The 18,717-nt window shown below is 42.6% G+C and carries 22 protein-coding genes and 1 tRNA gene; 16 read left to right on the forward strand and 7 right to left on the reverse strand.

What is annotated here, in order from left to right; all coding sequences use genetic code 11:
- Nucleotides 1-9: 9 nt before the first annotated feature.
- Complete coding sequence (locus GT575_RS06845) at nucleotides 10-312, reverse strand: DUF1292 domain-containing protein (RefSeq protein ID WP_015534151.1); 303 nt, start codon at nucleotides 310-312, stop codon at nucleotides 10-12.
- A 276-nt stretch (nucleotides 313-588) separates the two neighbouring features.
- Here GT575_RS06845 and cysS point away from each other — a divergent pair, with 276 nt between their 5' ends.
- The 5 genes from cysS (at nucleotide 589) to GT575_RS06870 (ending at nucleotide 4,276) form a co-directional block, all read left to right on the forward strand.
- Nucleotides 589-1,980, forward strand: a complete 1,392-nt coding sequence (gene cysS, locus GT575_RS06850) for a cysteine--tRNA ligase (RefSeq protein WP_055272796.1) — start codon at nucleotides 589-591, stop codon at nucleotides 1,978-1,980.
- Nucleotides 1,965-2,522 (forward strand): Mini-ribonuclease 3, encoded by a 558-nt coding sequence (locus tag GT575_RS06855; protein WP_055272798.1) that lies wholly within the window; start codon nucleotides 1,965-1,967, stop codon nucleotides 2,520-2,522. Before cysS ends, GT575_RS06855 begins: the two co-directional genes overlap by 16 nt.
- Nucleotides 2,512-3,294 carry a 23S rRNA (guanosine(2251)-2'-O)-methyltransferase RlmB gene (rlmB, locus tag GT575_RS06860; protein WP_015534148.1) on the forward strand — a complete coding sequence of 261 codons (783 nt, stop codon included), beginning with the start codon at nucleotides 2,512-2,514 and terminating at the stop codon, nucleotides 3,292-3,294. The genes GT575_RS06855 and rlmB overlap by 11 nt, the downstream gene beginning before the upstream one ends.
- Nucleotides 3,295-3,305: 11 nt before the next feature.
- Nucleotides 3,306-3,896, forward strand: a complete 591-nt coding sequence (locus tag GT575_RS06865) for a sigma-70 family RNA polymerase sigma factor (RefSeq protein ID WP_055144193.1) — start codon at nucleotides 3,306-3,308, stop codon at nucleotides 3,894-3,896.
- A gap of 200 nt (nucleotides 3,897-4,096) precedes the next feature.
- Nucleotides 4,097-4,276, forward strand: a complete 180-nt coding sequence (locus GT575_RS06870; RefSeq protein WP_015534147.1) for a hypothetical protein — start codon at nucleotides 4,097-4,099, stop codon at nucleotides 4,274-4,276.
- A 319-nt stretch (nucleotides 4,277-4,595) separates the two neighbouring features.
- On the opposite strand, the gene GT575_RS06875 is transcribed toward GT575_RS06870, so the two are convergent.
- Complete coding sequence (locus GT575_RS06875; protein WP_161171766.1) at nucleotides 4,596-5,375, reverse strand: site-specific integrase; 780 nt, start codon at nucleotides 5,373-5,375, stop codon at nucleotides 4,596-4,598.
- Nucleotides 5,376-5,524: 149 nt separating this feature from the next.
- Between GT575_RS06875 and GT575_RS06880 the strand changes: the two genes are divergently transcribed.
- Complete coding sequence (locus GT575_RS06880) at nucleotides 5,525-5,722, forward strand: BRO-N domain-containing protein (RefSeq protein ID WP_442872220.1); 198 nt, start codon at nucleotides 5,525-5,527, stop codon at nucleotides 5,720-5,722.
- Between the two features lie 212 nt (nucleotides 5,723-5,934).
- Here GT575_RS06880 and GT575_RS06885 read toward each other — a convergent pair whose 3' ends face one another.
- From GT575_RS06885 to GT575_RS06895, 3 genes are all read right to left on the reverse strand, one after another.
- Complete coding sequence (locus GT575_RS06885; protein WP_161171767.1) at nucleotides 5,935-6,204, reverse strand: hypothetical protein; 270 nt, start codon at nucleotides 6,202-6,204, stop codon at nucleotides 5,935-5,937.
- 147 nt (nucleotides 6,205-6,351) lie between these two features.
- Nucleotides 6,352-6,789 carry an HIRAN domain-containing protein gene (locus GT575_RS06890; RefSeq protein ID WP_161171768.1) on the reverse strand — a complete coding sequence of 146 codons (438 nt, stop codon included), beginning with the start codon at nucleotides 6,787-6,789 and terminating at the stop codon, nucleotides 6,352-6,354.
- Entirely contained in the window at nucleotides 6,770-6,940 is a 171-nt protein-coding gene (locus GT575_RS06895) for a hypothetical protein (RefSeq protein ID WP_161171769.1), read from the reverse strand. The genes GT575_RS06890 and GT575_RS06895 overlap by 20 nt, the downstream gene beginning before the upstream one ends.
- A 204-nt stretch (nucleotides 6,941-7,144) precedes the next feature.
- Between GT575_RS06895 and GT575_RS06900 the strand changes: the two genes are divergently transcribed.
- The 3 genes from GT575_RS06900 to GT575_RS15315 all read left to right on the forward strand — a co-directional run bounded on the left by GT575_RS06900 (nucleotide 7,145) and on the right by GT575_RS15315 (nucleotide 8,708).
- Nucleotides 7,145-7,363 carry a hypothetical protein gene (locus tag GT575_RS06900; RefSeq protein ID WP_117784946.1) on the forward strand — a complete coding sequence of 73 codons (219 nt, stop codon included), beginning with the start codon at nucleotides 7,145-7,147 and terminating at the stop codon, nucleotides 7,361-7,363.
- Nucleotides 7,364-7,628: 265 nt separating this feature from the next.
- Complete coding sequence (locus GT575_RS06905; protein ID WP_161171770.1) at nucleotides 7,629-8,237, forward strand: hypothetical protein; 609 nt, start codon at nucleotides 7,629-7,631, stop codon at nucleotides 8,235-8,237.
- A gap of 342 nt (nucleotides 8,238-8,579) precedes the next feature.
- Nucleotides 8,580-8,708 (forward strand): hypothetical protein, encoded by a 129-nt coding sequence (locus GT575_RS15315; protein WP_279284570.1) that lies wholly within the window; start codon nucleotides 8,580-8,582, stop codon nucleotides 8,706-8,708.
- A gap of 1,800 nt (nucleotides 8,709-10,508) precedes the next feature.
- On the opposite strand, the gene GT575_RS06910 is transcribed toward GT575_RS15315, so the two are convergent.
- A tRNA-Thr gene (locus GT575_RS06910) sits at nucleotides 10,509-10,581 on the reverse strand.
- 201 nt (nucleotides 10,582-10,782) lie between these two features.
- Between GT575_RS06910 and GT575_RS06915 the strand changes: the two genes are divergently transcribed.
- Entirely contained in the window at nucleotides 10,783-12,459 is a 1,677-nt protein-coding gene (locus GT575_RS06915) for a glutamine--tRNA ligase/YqeY domain fusion protein (protein ID WP_055144198.1), read from the forward strand.
- Nucleotides 12,460-12,555: 96 nt separating this feature from the next.
- On the forward strand, nucleotides 12,556-13,203 hold the full coding sequence (locus GT575_RS06920) for a hypothetical protein (RefSeq protein ID WP_015534144.1): 648 nt from the start codon (nucleotides 12,556-12,558) through the stop codon (nucleotides 13,201-13,203).
- Between the two features lie 54 nt (nucleotides 13,204-13,257).
- Here GT575_RS06920 and GT575_RS06925 read toward each other — a convergent pair whose 3' ends face one another.
- Nucleotides 13,258-13,977 carry a DUF6062 family protein gene (locus tag GT575_RS06925; protein WP_015534143.1) on the reverse strand — a complete coding sequence of 240 codons (720 nt, stop codon included), beginning with the start codon at nucleotides 13,975-13,977 and terminating at the stop codon, nucleotides 13,258-13,260.
- Between the two features lie 147 nt (nucleotides 13,978-14,124).
- Here GT575_RS06925 and GT575_RS06930 point away from each other — a divergent pair, with 147 nt between their 5' ends.
- The 5 genes from GT575_RS06930 to GT575_RS06950 all read left to right on the forward strand — a co-directional run bounded on the left by GT575_RS06930 (nucleotide 14,125) and on the right by GT575_RS06950 (nucleotide 18,693).
- Nucleotides 14,125-15,000: a DNA-3-methyladenine glycosylase family protein gene (locus GT575_RS06930; RefSeq protein ID WP_161171771.1), complete on the forward strand. Its 876-nt coding sequence runs from the start codon at nucleotides 14,125-14,127 to the stop codon at nucleotides 14,998-15,000.
- A gap of 170 nt (nucleotides 15,001-15,170) precedes the next feature.
- A complete protein-coding gene (locus GT575_RS06935) occupies nucleotides 15,171-15,458 on the forward strand; it encodes a co-chaperone GroES (RefSeq protein WP_015534141.1) in 288 nt (95 codons plus the stop codon).
- 80 nt (nucleotides 15,459-15,538) lie between these two features.
- The gene (gene groL / locus GT575_RS06940) at nucleotides 15,539-17,170 is read left to right on the forward strand and encodes a chaperonin GroEL (protein ID WP_004853959.1); all 1,632 of its coding nucleotides are present in this window, start codon (nucleotides 15,539-15,541) and stop codon (nucleotides 17,168-17,170) included.
- A gap of 165 nt (nucleotides 17,171-17,335) precedes the next feature.
- Nucleotides 17,336-18,004 carry a DUF4190 domain-containing protein gene (locus tag GT575_RS06945; RefSeq protein WP_243147851.1) on the forward strand — a complete coding sequence of 223 codons (669 nt, stop codon included), beginning with the start codon at nucleotides 17,336-17,338 and terminating at the stop codon, nucleotides 18,002-18,004.
- 185 nt (nucleotides 18,005-18,189) lie between these two features.
- Nucleotides 18,190-18,693, forward strand: coding sequence for a cytidine deaminase (locus GT575_RS06950; protein WP_161171773.1), 504 nt, complete (start codon nucleotides 18,190-18,192; stop codon nucleotides 18,691-18,693).
- Nucleotides 18,694-18,717: the final 24 nt, after the last annotated feature.

An 18,717-nucleotide genomic window follows, 5' to 3' on the forward strand; every position in this document is an offset into this window, starting at 1 on the left:
GTACGGATATTATTCCTCGTCATCTGAATTGAATTCCAGATCGTCCAGGATCTCGTCGAGGGCGTCAGCGACATCGTTGAACTCAGCCTCGTCGGTGATCTCGTCGAGGGTGACATCGTCTCCCTGCTCGCTGTATCTGTATACGATGATATCGGCATCCTCGTCATCTGCAGGAAGCAGAGCGGCATAAGAGATGTCATTTACCTCGAATTTGGCAATGATCTCACATGTGCAGGATGTTCCATCCTCGTATGTTATATCGATCATCTCGATATCCATTTCGTCGGTTTCGTTATTGTTTATATCTGACATATAGGTATCCTCCTGATTGTTTTATTCAGTTTATTCTAGTAAATAATTGGTGCTATGTCCAGTACAATTATAAAATGAAATTATTGACAAAGCCTGCACCCGCACATATACTAGACACAAAAGGCGAAGAACAGGAATTGTAGTATTTAATACAATCAGAGTGGAACCGCGGAGATAATACTTCGTCTCTATATGCATATCATATGTATATTGGGACGAAGTTTTTTGTTTGCTTACAGATATATTATCGACCAATATAGAAAGGACATTATATTTATGAAGATTTTAAACACGCTCACAAGAAGAAAAGAAGAGTTTGTGCCTATCAACGAGGGTAAGGTGGGAATATATGTATGTGGTCCTACTGTATATGATTATATCCATATAGGAAATGCCAGACCAATGATAGTATTTGATACGCTCAGAAGATATCTGGAGTACAAGGGCTATGATGTCAATTATGTATCGAATTTTACTGATGTCGATGACAAGATCATAAAGCGTGCAAATGAGGAGGGTGTGGATGCCAGCGTTATATCAGAGCGATATATCGCAGAGGTCAAGAAGGATATGGCGGCTCTCAATGTGCGTGAGGCGACAACACATCCAAAGGCAACAGAAGAGATACCGGATATGATTGAGATGGTAAAGACTCTTATAGAGAAGGGATACGCTTACGAGGTGAATGGAACCGTATACTTCAGAACCAGAAAGTTCAAGGACTACGGCAAGCTGTCCAAGAAGAATATCGATGACCTCCGTTCAGGTAACAGAGACCTTCTTGTATCAGGTGTTGATGAGAAGGAGGATCCGCTTGATTTCGTTCTCTGGAAGCCAAAGAAGGAGGGCGAGCCATCATGGCCATCACCATGGGGCGATGGAAGACCAGGCTGGCATCTTGAGTGCTCGGTTATGTCCAAGAAATATATCGGAGATGTAATAGATATACATGCGGGTGGAGAGGATCTTGTATTCCCACACCATGAGAACGAGATAGCACAGAGTGAGGCTGCAAATGGCACAGAGTTCGCAAGATACTGGATGCACAACGGCTTCCTCAAGATCAACAATGAGAAGATGTCCAAGTCACTTGGCAACTTCTTCACAGTCAGAGAGATAGCAGAGAAGTACCCTCTTCAGGTCATTAGATTCTTCATGCTGTCAGCCCATTACAGAAGTCCGCTCAACTTCTCAGCAGACCTTGTTGAGGCTTCAAAGAACGGCCTTGAGAGAATCCTTACAGCAGTTGACAGACTGAAGTCTATAAGCGGAACAGAAGGAGAAGTAGATAAGGCAGTTGCAGACGAGATGGATGCATTTGTGAAGAAATATGAGGCAGCCATGGATGACGACCTCAACACTGCAGATGCGATCTCAGTTATATTTGAGCTCGTAAAATATGCAAATGTAAATGTGACAGAGGAGTCAACAAAGGCTACTGTGGAGCTTGTGCTCAATACAGTGACAAAGCTCTGCGACATACTTGGAATCATCACAGAGAAGAAGAAAGAGATACTTGATTCAGATATAGAGGCTCTTATCGAGGAGAGACAGTCTGCAAGAAAGGCAAAGAACTTTGCTAGGGCAGATGAGATCCGTGACCAGCTCAGTGATATGGGAATTATCCTTGAGGATACCAGAGAGGGCGTAAAATGGAAAAGAGCATAGACAGTTACTTTACTGAGATACTCGGGGTGACATACACTAATCCAAGGGAGTATTCACCGCTTTCACTTGCATATATAGGTGACAGCGTGTTTGATCTTCTCATAAAGACCCTTGCTGTCACAAAGGATAACAAGCAGGCATACAAATACCACAAAGAGGTGAGCCAGCTTGTGAAGGCGGAGGCTCAGGCGGGATATATAATGTATCTTCTGGACAACGGACTGCTCACCGAGGAGGAAGAGTGGATATACAAGAGAGGCAGGAACACCAAGACTCATTCAACAGCCAAGAATGCGACTGTGGGACAGTACCGAATGGCAACGGGCTTTGAGTGCCTTATAGGCTTTCTGTATCTTGATAAGCAGTATGACAGGATGTTTGAGATCACGAGGATCATACTGAACCATGATCCAGTTGAAACGGACAGGGCAGAACAGCAGCACAAGGATCCGGGCAAAGCAGTACAGGAAGATACAATAGAGGATACCTCAACACTTGAACAGAGTACAGAGAGTACAGATGGAGAAAAAGATGCAGAATAGAGAATTTGAGAATAACATTAAGACAGAGAGCGATGAGGAAGCATTTGTCATAGAGGGAAGAAATGCAGTCCTCGAGGCTTTCAGATCAGGCAAGACCATAGATAAGCTGTATGTCCTTGACGGATGCAGGGATGGAATTGTGAACAGTATAGTCAGAGAGGCAAAGAAGCAGGATACAGTGATAAACTACCTCTCAAAGGAAAAGTTAAACCAGATGTCACAGGCTGGCAAGCATCAGGGAGTGATTGCACATGCAGCGGCATATAAGTACGCAGAGATAGAGGATATGTTTGCACTGGCTGAGAGCAGAGGAGAGGATCCATTTTTCTTCATACTTGATGAGATAGAGGATCCACACAATCTTGGTGCGATCATCAGAACAGCGAATCTCTGTGGTGCCCACGGTGTGATCATACCTAAGAGGCGTGCAGTCGGAATCACAGCTACAGTTGTAAAGGCATCAGCGGGAGCTATCAATTATACACCTGTTGCAAAGGTGACAAATATCAGCAAGACCATAGAGGAGCTGAAAGATAGAGGCATGTGGTTCGCCTGTGCGGATATGGACGGAGAACTCATGTACAAGTGTAACCTCACAGGTTCCCTTGGACTTGTCATAGGTAATGAGGGAAGCGGCGTCAGCAGACTGGTCAAGGAGAAGTGTGATTATGTCGTATCTGTTCCTATGAAGGGAGACATAGACTCACTCAACGCGTCAGTTGCTGCCGGAGTTCTGGCTTATGAGGTCGTAAGACAGAGGATGAACAAGTAAAGGTAGAGTATATGTATTCGGAATTATCAGATAATGAACTGCTGGAGCTTATAAATGAACAAAAGGATAACGATGCTATGGAGACACTTATCAAGCGCTATGGCCCAATGATAACGGGACAGAGCAGAAGCCTTTATATCATAGGTGCTGATGAGGAGGATCTTATACAGGAGGGCATGATCGGACTGGTCAAGGCTGTGAATAATTACAGACCTGACAAGGGCGCGACATTCAAGACCTTTGCGTTCATGTGCGTGAGAAGGCAGCTCATTACCGCGGTGAACAATTCAAACAACAAGAAAAACGGACCGTTGAACTACTATATATCGATCTATGGCGATGGCGGGGGAGATTACTCCAGCCCGCTTGATGAGATAGATTCGGGTGTCATAACTAATCCTGAGGATATCATGATGGCGAAGCTGCGTGAGTCAGATCTTATAAAGCTCATCGACAGTAAGCTTTCTAAGCTTGAGAAGCGTGTTCTTGACGAATATCTAACAGGCGCTTCTTATGAAGTGATAGGGGAGAGACTCTGCAAACCGGCAAAATCCATAGACAATGCGGTTCAGAGGATCAGAGCTAAGCTCAGGGATGTGTAATTAGAATAATAAAATTTTATGTTGTTTAATCAAAGACAGGAAGCGGCATAGTGCCGCTTCCTTTTTTGCAAAGAATTTGCTAATAAGCCTGCATATTAGCTTGAAATAAACTAAAATAAATGTATAGCCAACCTTAATCGAAAGTAACAAAAGGTAAAAATGATTATTTTTTATTGATCATCAGATTAAGGAGTGGTGGCATGAGAGCGGAGAGCAAAGCTAAAAAAGGTAAAGGTAAGGTGGGAACGATCGTATTGTTCCTGGCTTTGCCGGTATTGCTTCTTATCGTATTCACTTATATACCATTTGTGGATATGTTTAAGAACAGTTTGACGGACTGGGATGGAATATATGAAGCTGAGACTGCGGGCGGAAAGTAAGTGATCCGGTCTGCGGTGGATAAAAATAAAGCCGCTCAAGGCGGCGTAAATACGGACAAAAAAATAAAAGCTACTAACGGGAGTCGGCCCCGTGACCTCAACATTACCAATTGTTAGTACCACTTTTCAGGACGTTTCATAGCGTTCTATAGTGTACCAAAGAAACCATATTTTATGCGGTCTCCGTTCAATATCGTTCAATATTGTAAATTCATATTTCCTAAGTTTTTTTGATAACAGTAGACAAATAGTAGACAGAAAAAGGGCATAAAAAACCCCGGTATATATTGGCTGTAAGCCTACCGGGGAATAGAAAGTTTTAATTTATTGCAAGGAGCTTGTACATGTCATTGCTGGCCTTGACCTCATTTTCTTTGAATGCGTGAGAATATACATCAAGAGTTATTGAGACCTTGGCATGTCCAAGCATTTTCGATATGGTCACAACATCATAGCCAAGAGAGATCATCAGTGTAGCAAACGTGTGCCGTAGTCCATGCAGGTGTATTTCTGGGAGAAGTAACTTCTCGTCTCTGCAGGTGTCATTGTATCTAAGAATTATCTCCCTGAATTTGTGGGTGGGTGTATCAATATACATCTGTTTTCCATCTTCCTGTATGAACAGGTGGCAGCAGCCGAAGTCTGATAATGGCGCACCTTTCCAGTATGAGCCAAGACTAAATGCATATTCTCTTTCATGCTGTCTCCAGTTTTTTAGCATGGACATACAGTTTGGTGGAAGAGGAACGCACCTTATACCGGCTTTTGATTTAGGATCCTTTTGGATCTGGCCACCCTTGACCTTGGAGCATGATTTATTGACAGATATATAGCCTTTATCAAAGTTTACATCATTCCATGTGAGAGCAATGAGCTCACCACGTCTGAAACCGCCATATATGGCCAGATTGAAATACAATATCATTTGTTCTGGAGTAGTCATAGTTGTGGTATAGCCTGCTGCCACAATGCGCCCATTCCTCATCCGTGGCCGGTATTTCACTTCATATGGTTGTTCTAGGTATTCCAGGAATCGCTTGGCCTGTTCAACATTAAAGCAATTTTCTGCATCATTGTTATCTACAGAAGGAAGTTCCACACGCTTGCAGGGATTGTCCTCTATAAGATTCCATTTATAAGCTTTATGAGGAATTGGGCGAACGCACTAAGTTAGACTTAGGCCGCTAGGGAAAAACAAATTTCAGAACAGTAATAGAGAACGGTGAGCCTTGGTTTGTCGGCAAGGATGTGGCTGAAATACTGGGGTATAGCAACACCAAAGATGCAATTTCAACTCATATAGACGAGGATGATAGGACAGTAATCCAAAGGTCGCATTTCCCGACCTTTGATATTCCAACTAGAGGACTGACCCTTATAAACGAAAGTGGACTTTACAGCTTGATTCTTGGCAGTAAGCTGCCAAATGCCGGATCATTATTGTAACATACAGAAAGGCAGCAGATACTTGACCTGCTGCCCTCTGTGCAATCACGGTTATTCATATGTCATTTGGGTTTATTCAAAAGAGTACATTGCCTTTTGTTGGCCTAATGTAGTTTGTTGAAACGTTAGTCATAAGCCTTCGGTTTGTGGGTAACTTCCCTCAGGTGTTCCAGCACCTTTGCGTTGTCTTGTATATGCAGTTACCGGGCGGATTATGGCCGTCTTTTAGCCCTCCTTGCTCTATCGGCTCTTTTGCCACATATAAAGCCCAATGCGAGCACATCCACGCCATACTCAAACATGAGACGGCGCAAGCGTGGCGATGCATTTGGCATGCGTGCATCTAGTACATCTTGTATATATGAGAATTTTACATTGTCGCCCAATGCAACCCTCCCTATCATGCACATGGTGTCGTTGGTGTCATAAACGCTCACATCTTCATTGATTGCAATATTTCCGTATACTGGTATTGTTGCCATGTTGTTTCCTCCTGAGTTTAAAATATTATATTTGTGCTTTTATATTGGGGCAACAGGTGATACAATCTCATTGATTTGGTGGGATGGTATCACCTGATACCTCTTATCATGTGCCCCTCTGTTGTGTCACCAGCAGAAGGGCTATTTTTATATTGCAACGTCAAGTAATGCTCCGTAGGTCTCTTTGTAACTGTAACCGCCTATAATACACAGCAGGCGGGCTTTGACATTAACGCCCTGGTCCATAAGTTTGGCAATCTCTGAACTATACGCCTTTGGCACATAGCCGATCTTGGCTTTCTTTTTCAGATATGGGATATGTACCACTATTCGTATGGCGTTTCGGTCAAATGTGTTGTGTGGCTCTCTCTCAAGCGTAACAGTGAGGTTCTCAGGTCTGAACTGGGCGAGGTACTTTAAAACCTCCTGTCTGCCCTTATAAGTAACGCCTGCTGCCTTGATGGCTGTTCCCTTGGCGGTTCTCCATGCTTTCTTGAATGCTCTGGATAAGCTATAACCGGCTTTGTGCAATTCGTTGGCCATTATACAAACGGCTCTACGGATATTAACAATGTGCTTTTTCATAGGATCCTTCCTTTCTGAGCTCTTCGGTGAGCTCTATAAATGTTTCAGCAAAATGCTGGCTTATTGTTTTGCTTTCCCTGATCTGTGCCTTTGCCTCTTCGTAGCTCTCATCTGATAATGAGAGAGCAAGGATTATTGATCTCATTAACATGTTGTGTGTTGCTCCTTTCTGTATCTTATGAATATATTATACTATATGTGCCCATATATATCCATTGACATAATAAACAAATATGTGTACCCATATACTTGAAAAGATTGTGTAAAGTGTATATGGACACATATATATACAAATGATATAATTTGATTGTAAGGTGAAATAGATTGAGAATATTATACGGAGAGGGTAGGACTTATGCAGGAAGATAAAAAAAGCGCATATACTGGACAAACAGACGCAAGAAGAAAAGCATCTGCCAAATATCTAAAAGAAACGGTAGAAGATGTCAGAATAAGAGTTCCAAAGGGTCAGAAGGCAGTAATAAAGGAACATGCCGAGAAACAGGGCGAGAGTATGAATGCATTTGTTATTCGAGCCATAGATGAGACTATGGAGAGGGATAGAAGCAAGTAATATATGGTTATATTCTCACAATGCATGGATTGTAAAAACTTTATAGGAAAATTGACAGAAGATGTATTCTATTGCAAGGCATATCCTGGAGGAATACCAGTTGGTGTATTTTGGAATAAAATAGATCATCGAGAACATATAGCTGGTGACCATGGATTCTTATTCGAGAATCTATATACAAATGCTAAGTGATAAAATCAAACAGTGATTGAATGGATGCAGATAGCAAATGGCCATTTTACTACATAGACAAAGGAGGGAGAGCATGTTAAAAAGCACGTTTTTGCATAAACTGAAACAGGATAGAGTTCTTCGCATAGATGACTATATTATATCTTACAAGCCGGCAGAGATAAGCCGCTGTGATACAGAGGAGCTATATAGGTTCAAGAATATAGATGATCTGTTCGAGAATGGAATGCTTGGATCTGAAAGTCTGAAGGATAAGCTGGCCGGTGCTGATATGGCAATATTCCACAAGGATTATGGAGACATTATAACTATAGACGATGGCAGCATCATGTTCTCTCCTTATGGCGATTATGACGAGATGGACGAACAGGAGATTAGATCTCTGTGGATGGAAGTATACCAGGATGCAGGAGACGAGGAACATATATATTTTTTGAATTTTGATATAATGCCATCGGAGCATGTACAGGACATATTTATAGATGACCTTAAGACAGCAGGCTATATTGTCGGTGACCGGCAGAGATCATTAGTCGGTTCATTGGAGCAATCTTTTCATTGCCAAGGCAGTGCGGGAGAGTTTGATATAGTTTTCAATGATGACGAGGGAGTATTTATTTATTCGGATGATCCAAAAGTGATAGATAAGCTCATGGGTTGGTTCAATAGGGATAACAGTTGAGTGTATCATGTGAAAGATATATGGACTGCTGCCATATGAGCAAAACAATAAGAGCTATTCCACTCCCGGCAACTCTACAAGGTAGAGGCAAATGGGGGAACAGAACGCTCTTATTTGTTAGTAGTATATAGCGTGATGGCAGAAAAAGCAATAATTCAATGGCGTGCATTTGACATCTCTGTACACGAGCTATATACTGGTGTGCGAAATGATATGGCTGATAGCCTTATATAGCAAATATGGATATAAATGCATGAAAAGTGTATGTATTCAAAAATAAAATGGCTTATACGGCAAATAAACAAGCTGTTATGTTTGCTGATTTTAGATAGGTGGTATGCAATGATGGATAAAAATAGAGATATTGTCAAAGACACAATAATACATGAAGAAATGTCTCCAGAGAAAAGAGAAGAGATTTTAAGGAAACTAGAGGAAGAAAGTAAAAATTTAATAGAATGGATAGAATGAAAATAAAATATACAGGCAAAACCAATTCTTTTATTTTGACGGAAGGTAAGATATATGAGGTTGTGTCCGTAGAAAGAGGTTGGTATAGGATAATTGATGATAGTGGAGAGGATTATCTATATCCGCCGGAATGTTTTGAAAAGATAAGTGATTGAGCACTCTGTAATATCAGGGTGCTTTTTATTTGGAATGATACTAGTTGGTGTTACATAGGCAGCAGGGAATACTACAAATTACTAGATTCGATTGTGCATAGGAGAATAATGAGGCGTATATATTGCAGAAAACAGAATAAAACATGCAGATTTTGGCATAAAATCCACATATTATCACACAAAAATTACATAAAATTGCAGGTTCGATATACAAAAATGTATGATCTGCTGCCAAGGAAATATGAGTAGATAGCTGGTAGGTTGTGTCACATTTGGTACACCCTTATAATGCTCCGTATCTATAGGTGCACAGCAACTATAGCACATCCGGCAGCAGGTGAGAGATGTAATGGTGATGAGGTTCGGCCGTGTGTGATCTTCCAGGGTTTTCCGTGTATAGGGTGTTAATAAATGTTAAGGTTGGAGAGTATATAGAGCTTGTCAAAACTTGTAGTCAAAGAATATATACAACCTTACAAAACTTTACATCTGGGGATATATAGGCCAAGAAAAAAACAATATACACATGTAATATTCAAAAAGAACATTTGCAGACCTGTAGGGACTTTTCATGTGCTGAAGGGGTGAACGTTTTGTTCACTCCCCTAAATTGGGGTAGTGCTTGATGACTACCTAGATTTAATCTAGGCAGTGTTGCATCTGTGCTCCTTGTGTGTTCTGACCGTATTCCCATTTGGGGAATACGAATGTATCGTTCTGGATGGAGTCCTGAATCAGGATCTCAAGTACCGTTTTGGTATCTGAGGTATGAGGTCGGTACTGGCGAGGCCATCGGTGTATGGGGTAACGATTCGTGCCCCCATCTGTATATACCGTAACGATTCGTGACGGTATTCATAAACTACTTCAGAAAACTTCAGTTTTACTACAGAAAACTACAGGTCAGATGTTAATAAATGTTAAGGTTCGAACCTATAACGAAGCTAGGGAGTACCCCGAATTAGGGCAGCCCTAAAACTTGGCAAAACCCAACATTAGAGAATATATAGGCCAAGAAAAACCAATATACAGAGCTCCCCGAACGAATCGTTCTGTCAGAGTACAAGTGTACCTTGGGTACGGTTGTTCAGGGAGTAGCAAAATGCGACACCCTTAATTGCTAACAAATGCTAACGTCAAAGTCGGTAAAACGCCGACTTTGAGATGTTGACAAATGTTGACATTGTGGAGCATGTGTGTATAATAAATTACATACATAGGGAAGTGATACGTGACCCCCGCATTTTGGGTTGCGCCATCATTTCCCTTTTTTATGTGTGTCCATAGTATGGACATCCTTTTCTTATAAACGGAGAGTGTATACAAAAGATAAAAAATATGGCAAACTCAGCGACAAAATGCCGCCTAGCTTGGAACAGCGTGGTGACAATGGTAGCAGTGAAGGAGAGCGGTGTAAGACTAACTTACATCGTCAAGGATAGCGATGGATCCGGCGCATGACCGATTGATAGATATTATCTGGACTGCTGCCGATGGGAAAACATGCTGATTAAGGCAGCAGATCATAAAAAATTAGAAATAGTAGACAAATAGTAGACAAAAACAGATTTTTGCATGATTTATATAGAAGTTCAAACAATAAAAAAACCGCTCAAAGCGGCATAAACACTGAAGATTTTATAAAAGCTACTAACGGGAGTCGGACCCGTGACCTCAACATTACCAATGTTGCGCTCTACCACCTGAGCTATAGTAGCTTGCTTTTCAAAAGCAATAATAACTATAACAAAATGGACATCAAAAATCAAGTAAAATATTTACATTTGTGCGAAAAATAATGACAAATCAAAAGATAATTGTGGTACAAGCAGTAAAAGTATGGTAAACTAACTGTAATCGTGTGCAAATTCGGTTGCAGACATTTAGAATTATCAAAAAAAGCGGGAGGCAGTTTGGAAATGGCTGAAGAGATGACAGGTAAGAATTTCATTGAACAGATAATTGAGAAAGATATCGCAGAGGGTAAGGTGCCGAAGATCGTTACCAGATTCCCACCAGAGCCAAATGGATATTTACATATAGGACATGCCAAGTCAATACTTTTGAATTACGGACTGGCACAGCAGTATGGCGGACAGTTTAATCTCAGATTTGACGATACCAACCCTACAAAGGAGAAGACAGAGTTCGTAGAGTCAATACTTGCAGATGTCAAGTGGCTGGGAGCAGACTTTGGAGACAGAGTGTTCTTTGCATCAAATTACTTTGACCAGATGTACGAGGCTGCCATAAAGCTCATCAAGAAGGGCAAGGCATATGTGTGTGACCTCACAGCAGATGAAATCAGAGAGTACAGAGGAACTCTCACTGAGCCGGGAAAGAACAGCCCATACAGAGACAGAAGCATAGAGGAGAATCTTGATCTGTTCGAGAGAATGAAGAACGGTGAGTTCCCTGACGGAAGTAAGGTACTCCGTGCAAAGATAGATATGGCAAGCCCTAACATCAACATGAGAGATCCTATTATCTACAGAATAGCGAGAATGAACCACCACAACACAGGTGACAAGTGGTGCATTTACCCTATGTATGACTTTGCACATCCTATCGAGGATGCCATCGAGGGTGTTACACATTCTATATGTACACTTGAGTTTGAGGATCACAGACCTCTGTATGACTGGGTGGTTATGGAGCTCGGTTACAAGGATTCACCTGAGGGCACACCAAAGCAGATAGAGTTCGCAAAGCTTTACCTGACAAATGTCATAACAGGTAAGAGATACATCAAGAAGCTTGTCGAGGACGGAATAGTAGACGGATGGGATGACCCACGTCTTGTAAGTATTGCAGCCCTCAGAAGAAGAGGCTTCACACCATCAGCTATTAAGAAGTTCATGGAGCTGGTTGGAATATCCAAGAGCCAGTCGTCTGTTGATTACGCTATGCTTGAGTATTGCGTGAGAGACGACCTGAAGCTCACAGCCAAGAGATACATGGCAGTTGTTGATCCTGTAAAGCTTGTCATCGACAACTATCCTGAGGATCAGGTTGAGTACCTCGATGTCGAGAACAATCAGGAGAACGAGGAGCTCGGAAGCAGAAAGGTAGCATTCAGCAAGTATCTGTATATAGAGAGAGAGGACTTCATGGAGGAGCCTCCTAAGAAGTATTTCAGACTGTTCCCTGGCAACGAGGTTCGTCTTAAGAATGCATATTTCGTAAAGTGCGTGGGATTTGAGAAGGACGAGGACGGCAATGTCACAACAGTACATTGTACATATGACCCAGAGACAAGAAGCGGTTCAGGCTTTGAGGGACGTAAGGTCAAGGGAACCATTCACTGGGTATCGGCAGAGAGCGCAATAGATGCAGAGGTTCGTCTGTATGAGAATATCATCGATGAGGAGAAGGGGAAGCTCAACGACGATGGTACATTGAATCTCAATCCAAACTCACTTGTTATCAAACAGGGATGTAAGCTTGAGAAGGCATTTGAGGAGGCTCAGCCGGGAGAGGCATTCCAGTTCCTGAGAAATGGTTTCTTCTGTGTTGACTCAAAGGATTCTACAGCGGAGCATCCTGTATACAACAGGATCGTGTCACTCAAGAGTTCTTACAAGCCGGGCAAGTAATTACCGGGGATGCGTTTATAATTTATGATGTGGGGATTGGCGCTTATCCTGTGGGGGGATATGCGTACATCAAAATAGGTGATTGGAAACAAAAATATGAAAGATGAGAGTAAGAAGGTATACATACTTTTGTCAAAGACAAAAACAGTTCCTTCAAATCTCATAAAGCTTATGACCAGAGAGCCGTATTGTCACACATCTCTGGCACTGGACATAAGTCTTGATGAGATGTACAGTTTTGCAAGGAAAGGTGTATACAATCCATTTAACAGTGGATTTATCAGTGAGAACATAGAAAAGGGAATATTTGGAAAGCACAAGGGAACCAGATGCGCTGTGTATGAGCTGAAGGTCACGAGTAAGCAGTATGACAGGATACAGCAGGAGCTCGCCAGATTCAAGAAGCATCCGGACAGATACGGATATAACTTCATGGGTGTATTCAGCGTATTTTTCCATCTTGCGTATGAGAGGGAATACAGTTTCTTCTGTTCACAGTTCGTGGCATCGGTGTTGAAAAATGCCGGTGTGGATATATTCCACAAGAAACCGGGACTTGTCAAGCCGGGGGATTTCAGAAGGTGCCCTGAGCTCAGACCGATATTTACCGGGCTTCTCACAGAATACAGAGCATATCTCCATGAGAGAATGAAACAGGCTCATGGCATAGAGAACACAGGCAGAAGGCCTGGCATGATAAAGCCGGCGCTTCCGGATGGTCTCATTGCATGGAGAGTCAGTTAAAATAAGCCGCTTTACAGATATGTAAGGCGGCTTTTATTTATTGTCATGTGTTTATTATTCTACAAATGTGTGGCCAATCTTGATGATCCCTCTCGGGAGGGCGTCCTTGGAATTCTTCCATGGCTCGTTCTTGTATCTGTAGTCAAACTTGTCTATGAACCAGCTCAGGTCACCATTGACACGTTCCATATTGTCAAAGTATACCTTGTTGAGGATTTCGATGAACTGCGCATACTGTTCCTTGCTCAGTTTGTTCTGGCCTGTCTTGTACAGTATTCCGTAGTGGTATGTACAGAAGCCTTTGCTCGTAGCAAATTTGTCCCTGAACTCGGAATCTCTTTTCCACATATGGAAGATAGTGTCTACATAGCGTACGAACATGTCATCCATACGTCCACAAATGAAGCAGCTTTTCTCCATATTCTCTATATAATCGACAACAGGTGCATTTGGTGTGTTCTTGCCGAACAGACCGGCTTTGGCGGCGGGACCTTTGGCAGCCAGCGCCCTCATATCTTGTATAGTCTTATTCATATGGGTGTTCATCATGAGTGCCAGACCCAGACGATTCTTTTCCTGATAGAGCATTCTCAGATGATGACTGCAAAAACCAAGCTTGTCAGTCATGGCACGGTTGTCGTCCTCCATGTAGCTTGGCCCCATCGTATATTCAATTGCATTTCGTTCAAGATCCTTCTGCATCTGGCACATAGGGCATTCGCAGCCGCTGTCAAATGCATCGTTTACTGGTATAGTGTATATCTGTTCAGCCATAGATCCTCCTGTTTGTGATAGTGTCAGTTTTTGCCACACTGCTTATGTGACATTGAAAATAATATACAGGTATTATACAATAGCCTGGAGAAATTTATAAGACAAAAAGCACAATTATACAAATATGAAATGGCAGGTGTACGGAAGATGAATGTAAGTTGTGATGGCAATATAGTTACGGTAGACGGAGTGAAGGATTTCAGACTTTCTCAGATACTTGAGTGTGGTCAGTGCTTTCATTTTGACAAGCTTGATGATGAAGTGTATGAGGTCATAGCATTTGGCAGGGCTGTGAAGATGGAACAGTCAGGCGGCGTGCTCAGGATATATGGTTCATCCATGGAAGACTATGAAGGAATATGGCGTCCTTATCTGGATATGGACAACGATTACGGGCTCATCAAGGAGAGTGTCATAAAGGCGGACAGCGCACTTCAGACGGCTGTGAATGAGAAGGATGGAATACGTATACTCAATCAGGACTTCTTTGAGACGCTTATATCATTTATCATATCCCAGAACAAGAATATCCCTCAGATAAAACAGTGTGTGAAAAATATATCGCATAGATTTGGTGATGAGGTCATAGGATATAATGGCGAGGCATTTTATGTGTTCCCTGATGTAGACAGACTTCATGAGGTCACAGAGGATGAGCTCAGGGAGTGCAAGGTCGGATTCCGTGCTCCATACATAATGAATGCGACGGAGGCGGTGTACTCGGGAAATGTCACAAAGGAGAAGCTTGACGCACTTGACATAGAACAGGCAAGGGAACTTCTCATGACTATAAAGGGAGTAGGAGAGAAAGTTGCCAACTGTGTCCTGCTCTTTGGACTTGGAAGACGTGAGGCTTTCCCTGTGGATGTGTGGATGAAGAGGATCATGGAGAGCATGTACTTTGATGGCAAGGACACAAAAAAACTGGAGATAGAGGCATTTGCCATGAAAAAGTTCGGAAATCTCGGGGGATATGCGCAGCAGTATCTGTTTGACTATGCAAGAACGACTCTTTTTAAGTGATATGTATTACTGTAGATGACAGACATATTTTTATATATTTTTTAGAAAATAAGGGTTGATTTTTTTATAGAAATGGATAGAATATAAAACAGTGTTAGCACTCACATAAATTGAGTGCTAAGAACGAAGATGAGAAAATAAAAGAAAAAATAAATCAGGAGGTATATATCATGAAGTTAAGACCACTTGGAGACAGAGTAGTATTAAAGCAGTCAGTAGCAGAGGAGACAACAAAGTCAGGAATCGTATTACCAGGCCAGGCAAAGGAGAAGCCACAGTATGCAGAGGTTATAGAGGTTGGCCCTGGAGCAGTTGTTGATGGCAAGCTGGTTCCTATGGACGTTAAGGTTGGAGATACAGTTATATATCAGAAGTTCGCTGGTTCAGAGGTTAAGCTTGACGACGAAGAGTACATAGTTATCAAGCAGGACAGCATCCTTGCAATCGTTGAGAAGTAAAAGCATATATCCAGACAGCGTGAGCTGTGGGAGACATATGCGGATGATATATATGTAATATAACATGGAGGTAGATAGAAATGGCAAAGGAAATTAAGTACGGTGCTGAGGCTAGAAAGGCACTTGAGGCAGGAGTTAATCAGTTAGCAGATACAGTAAGAGTTACACTTGGACCTAAAGGAAGAAACGTTGTACTTGCAAAGTCATACGGTTCACCACTCATCACAAATGATGGTGTTACAATAGCAAAGGACATCGAGCTTGAGGATGCATTTGAGAACATGGGTGCTCAGATCGTCAAGGAAGTTGCAACAAAGACAAACGATGTTGCAGGTGATGGTACTACAACAGCTACAGTTCTTGCACAGGCTATGATCAATGAAGGAATGAAGAATCTGGCAGCAGGTGCTAATCCTATCGTTCTCAGAAAGGGAATGAAGAAGGCTTGCGACAAGGCAGTTGAGGCTATTCTTGATATGAGTGAGACTATCAGCGGAAAGGATCAGATCGCAAGAGTTGCATCTATCTCAGCTGGTGACGATGAGGTTGGACAGATGGTTGCCGACGCTATGGAGAAAGTGTCAAAGGATGGAGTCATCACAATCGAAGAGTCAAAGTCAATGAAGACAGAGCTCGACCTTGTAGAAGGTATGCAGTTCGACAGAGGTTATATTTCAGCTTACATGGCAACAGATATGGAGAAGATGGTTGCAGAGCTTGATAACCCATATATACTTATTACAGATAAGAAGATCTCAAATATCCAGGAGATCCTTCCACTTCTTGAGCAGATCGTTCAGAGCGGATCAAAGCTACTGATCATCGCTGAGGATATCGAGGGTGAGGCTCTCACAACACTTATCGTCAACAAGCTGCGTGGTACATTCCAGGTAGTAGCTGTAAAGGCTCCTGGTTATGGCGACAGAAGAAAAGAGATGCTTCAGGATATCGCTATTCTTACAGGCGGTAAGGTAATCTCAGAGGAGCTTGGATATGAGCTCAAGGATGCTACTCTTGATGACCTTGGACGTGCAAAGAGTGCTAAGATCACAAAGGAGAACACAGTTATCGTTGATGGTATGGGCGCTAAGGAAGACATCGCAGGTCGTGTAAATGTCATCAAGGCTCAGCTTGAGGAGACAACATCAGAGTTTGATAAAGAGAAGCTTCAGGAGAGACTCGCAAAGCTTGCCGGTGGAGTTGCAGTTATCAGAGTCGGCGCAGCTACAGAGACAGAGATGAAGGAAGCTAAGCTCCGTATGGAGGATGCCCTTAATGCCACAAGAGCTGCAGTTGAAGAGGGAATCATCTCAGGTGGTGGTTCAGCATACATCCACGCTGCAAAGAAGGTTGCAGAGCTTGTAAAGGATCTTGAGGGCGATGAGAAGACAGGCGCTAAGGTAGTTCTCAAGGCTATGGAGGCTCCACTGTTCCACATCGCAGCCAATGCAGGACTTGAGGGATCAGTCATCATCAACAAGATCAAAGAGTCTGAGGTTGGTGTGGGCTTTGATGCATACAATGAGACATATGTCAACATGATCGAGGCAGGAATCATTGATCCTGTTAAGGTTACAAGAAGTGCACTTCAGAACGCTACATCAGTTGCTTCAACAATGCTCACAACAGAGTCAGTTGTAGCTGATATCAAGGAAGACGCTCCAGCAATGCCAGCAGGCGGAGCAGGAATGGGCGGCGGAATGGGCTTCTAAGGAATAGAGTCAGACACGATTTCGCAGTAAAATACAAAGACTAAGATAAAAAAGGATCACATCATTCGTAATCGGGTGATGTGTTTCTTTTTTTATGTAGGTTAATTGACACTAACCGGCATGTGTGAGATAATCAGAACAGATATTTTTCGACTAAGGGAAAGTATGGGTTACAAAAAAGTTATAAATGAAAGGCAGGAAGAGATGGGAGAAGATAACAACAGCTTTGGCGGCTATCAGCCAACAGAAGACAACAGACAGGCGGGACAGCAGAATCCATATGCCGGTGCGCCTCAGTATGGACAGAACGACCAGAACTATGGTCAGTCAGACGGCCAGTATGGACAGAACGACCAGAACTATGGTCAGTCAGACGGCCAGTATGGACAGAATTATGGTCAGCCAGGTGGCCAGTACGGACAGGGATATGGTCAGTATGGTCAGGGCTACGGACAGCCGGGAGATCCATACGGACAGAATTATGCTAACCAGGACATGAATATGGGCGGAGGTCCGGCATATCCACAGAATAATATGCAGCCACAGGAGAGCAAAGGCGTATCCATAGCATCTATGGTGCTTGGTATCTTTTCTCTTACATTTGGATGTTGTATCACATATGTGGGAATTGCCACAGCCATTGCGGGACTGATAACAGGTATCATAAGTCTTAAGGATAAGAAGCCTGGCAAGGGAATGGCTATCGCAGGTATTATAATGAGCGCAATAGCACTTGTGTTCCTGGTGTTCTGTATTATCCTGGTTCTTACATCGGACACATATCAGGATATGGTGGACGAAATACTCAGACAGATACAGTCAGGAAGCTATTAAAAATGTAATAAATTGAATAAAGAGAAGTGATCGAGAGGCCGCCGGATTTCGGGCGGCCTCTTGTTATGTGCACCAAGCTGATAATATTTGAACGTTTAATACTGTGTGGGTGATTGAATCTAAAGGTGGATTAGTGTTATTATTATGGAAGTGCGTAGAAGGTATCAGAAAGGAGGTCCTGTATTATGGAGAGTGATTATATTATTGAAGATACAGACATCAGGCGTCTTATTGTGAAAGCGGTAGAGGCGAGAGAAATGGCATATGCCAGGTACTCACAGTTTAAGGTTGGGGCAGCACTCCTGGCTGGCCGGGAGAATTCTTCGGATGCAGATGAAGTCGTTGGCAGAGAGACAGACAGCCGCGATAGAAATGCGAATGAATACAGAGTGTTCACGGGCTGTAATATAGAAAATTCCTCGTATGGTGCAACTATATGCGCAGAACGTGCAGCGGTGTGTAATGCAGTGAGTAGTGGCTATAAAGATTTCAAAGCGATTGCTATTGTCGGTGGCCTGAATAGTACAGGGATAAATGGAATAACATATCCATGTGGGATATGCAGACAGGTGCTCTCGGAATTTTCTGAGGATATGTATGTTATCGCAGCACATTCAGAGGATGATTACGACATGAGAAGATTGTCAGAGTTTCTTCCGGCTTCGTTTGGTGCCGGACAGATGGAATAGTGAGCGTTGAAAATTTATATAGAA

Origin of the sequence: Coprococcus sp. BIOML-A2, assembly GCF_009875795.1 — a bacterium.
GTDB lineage: Bacteria > Bacillota > Clostridia > Lachnospirales > Lachnospiraceae > Coprococcus > Coprococcus aceti.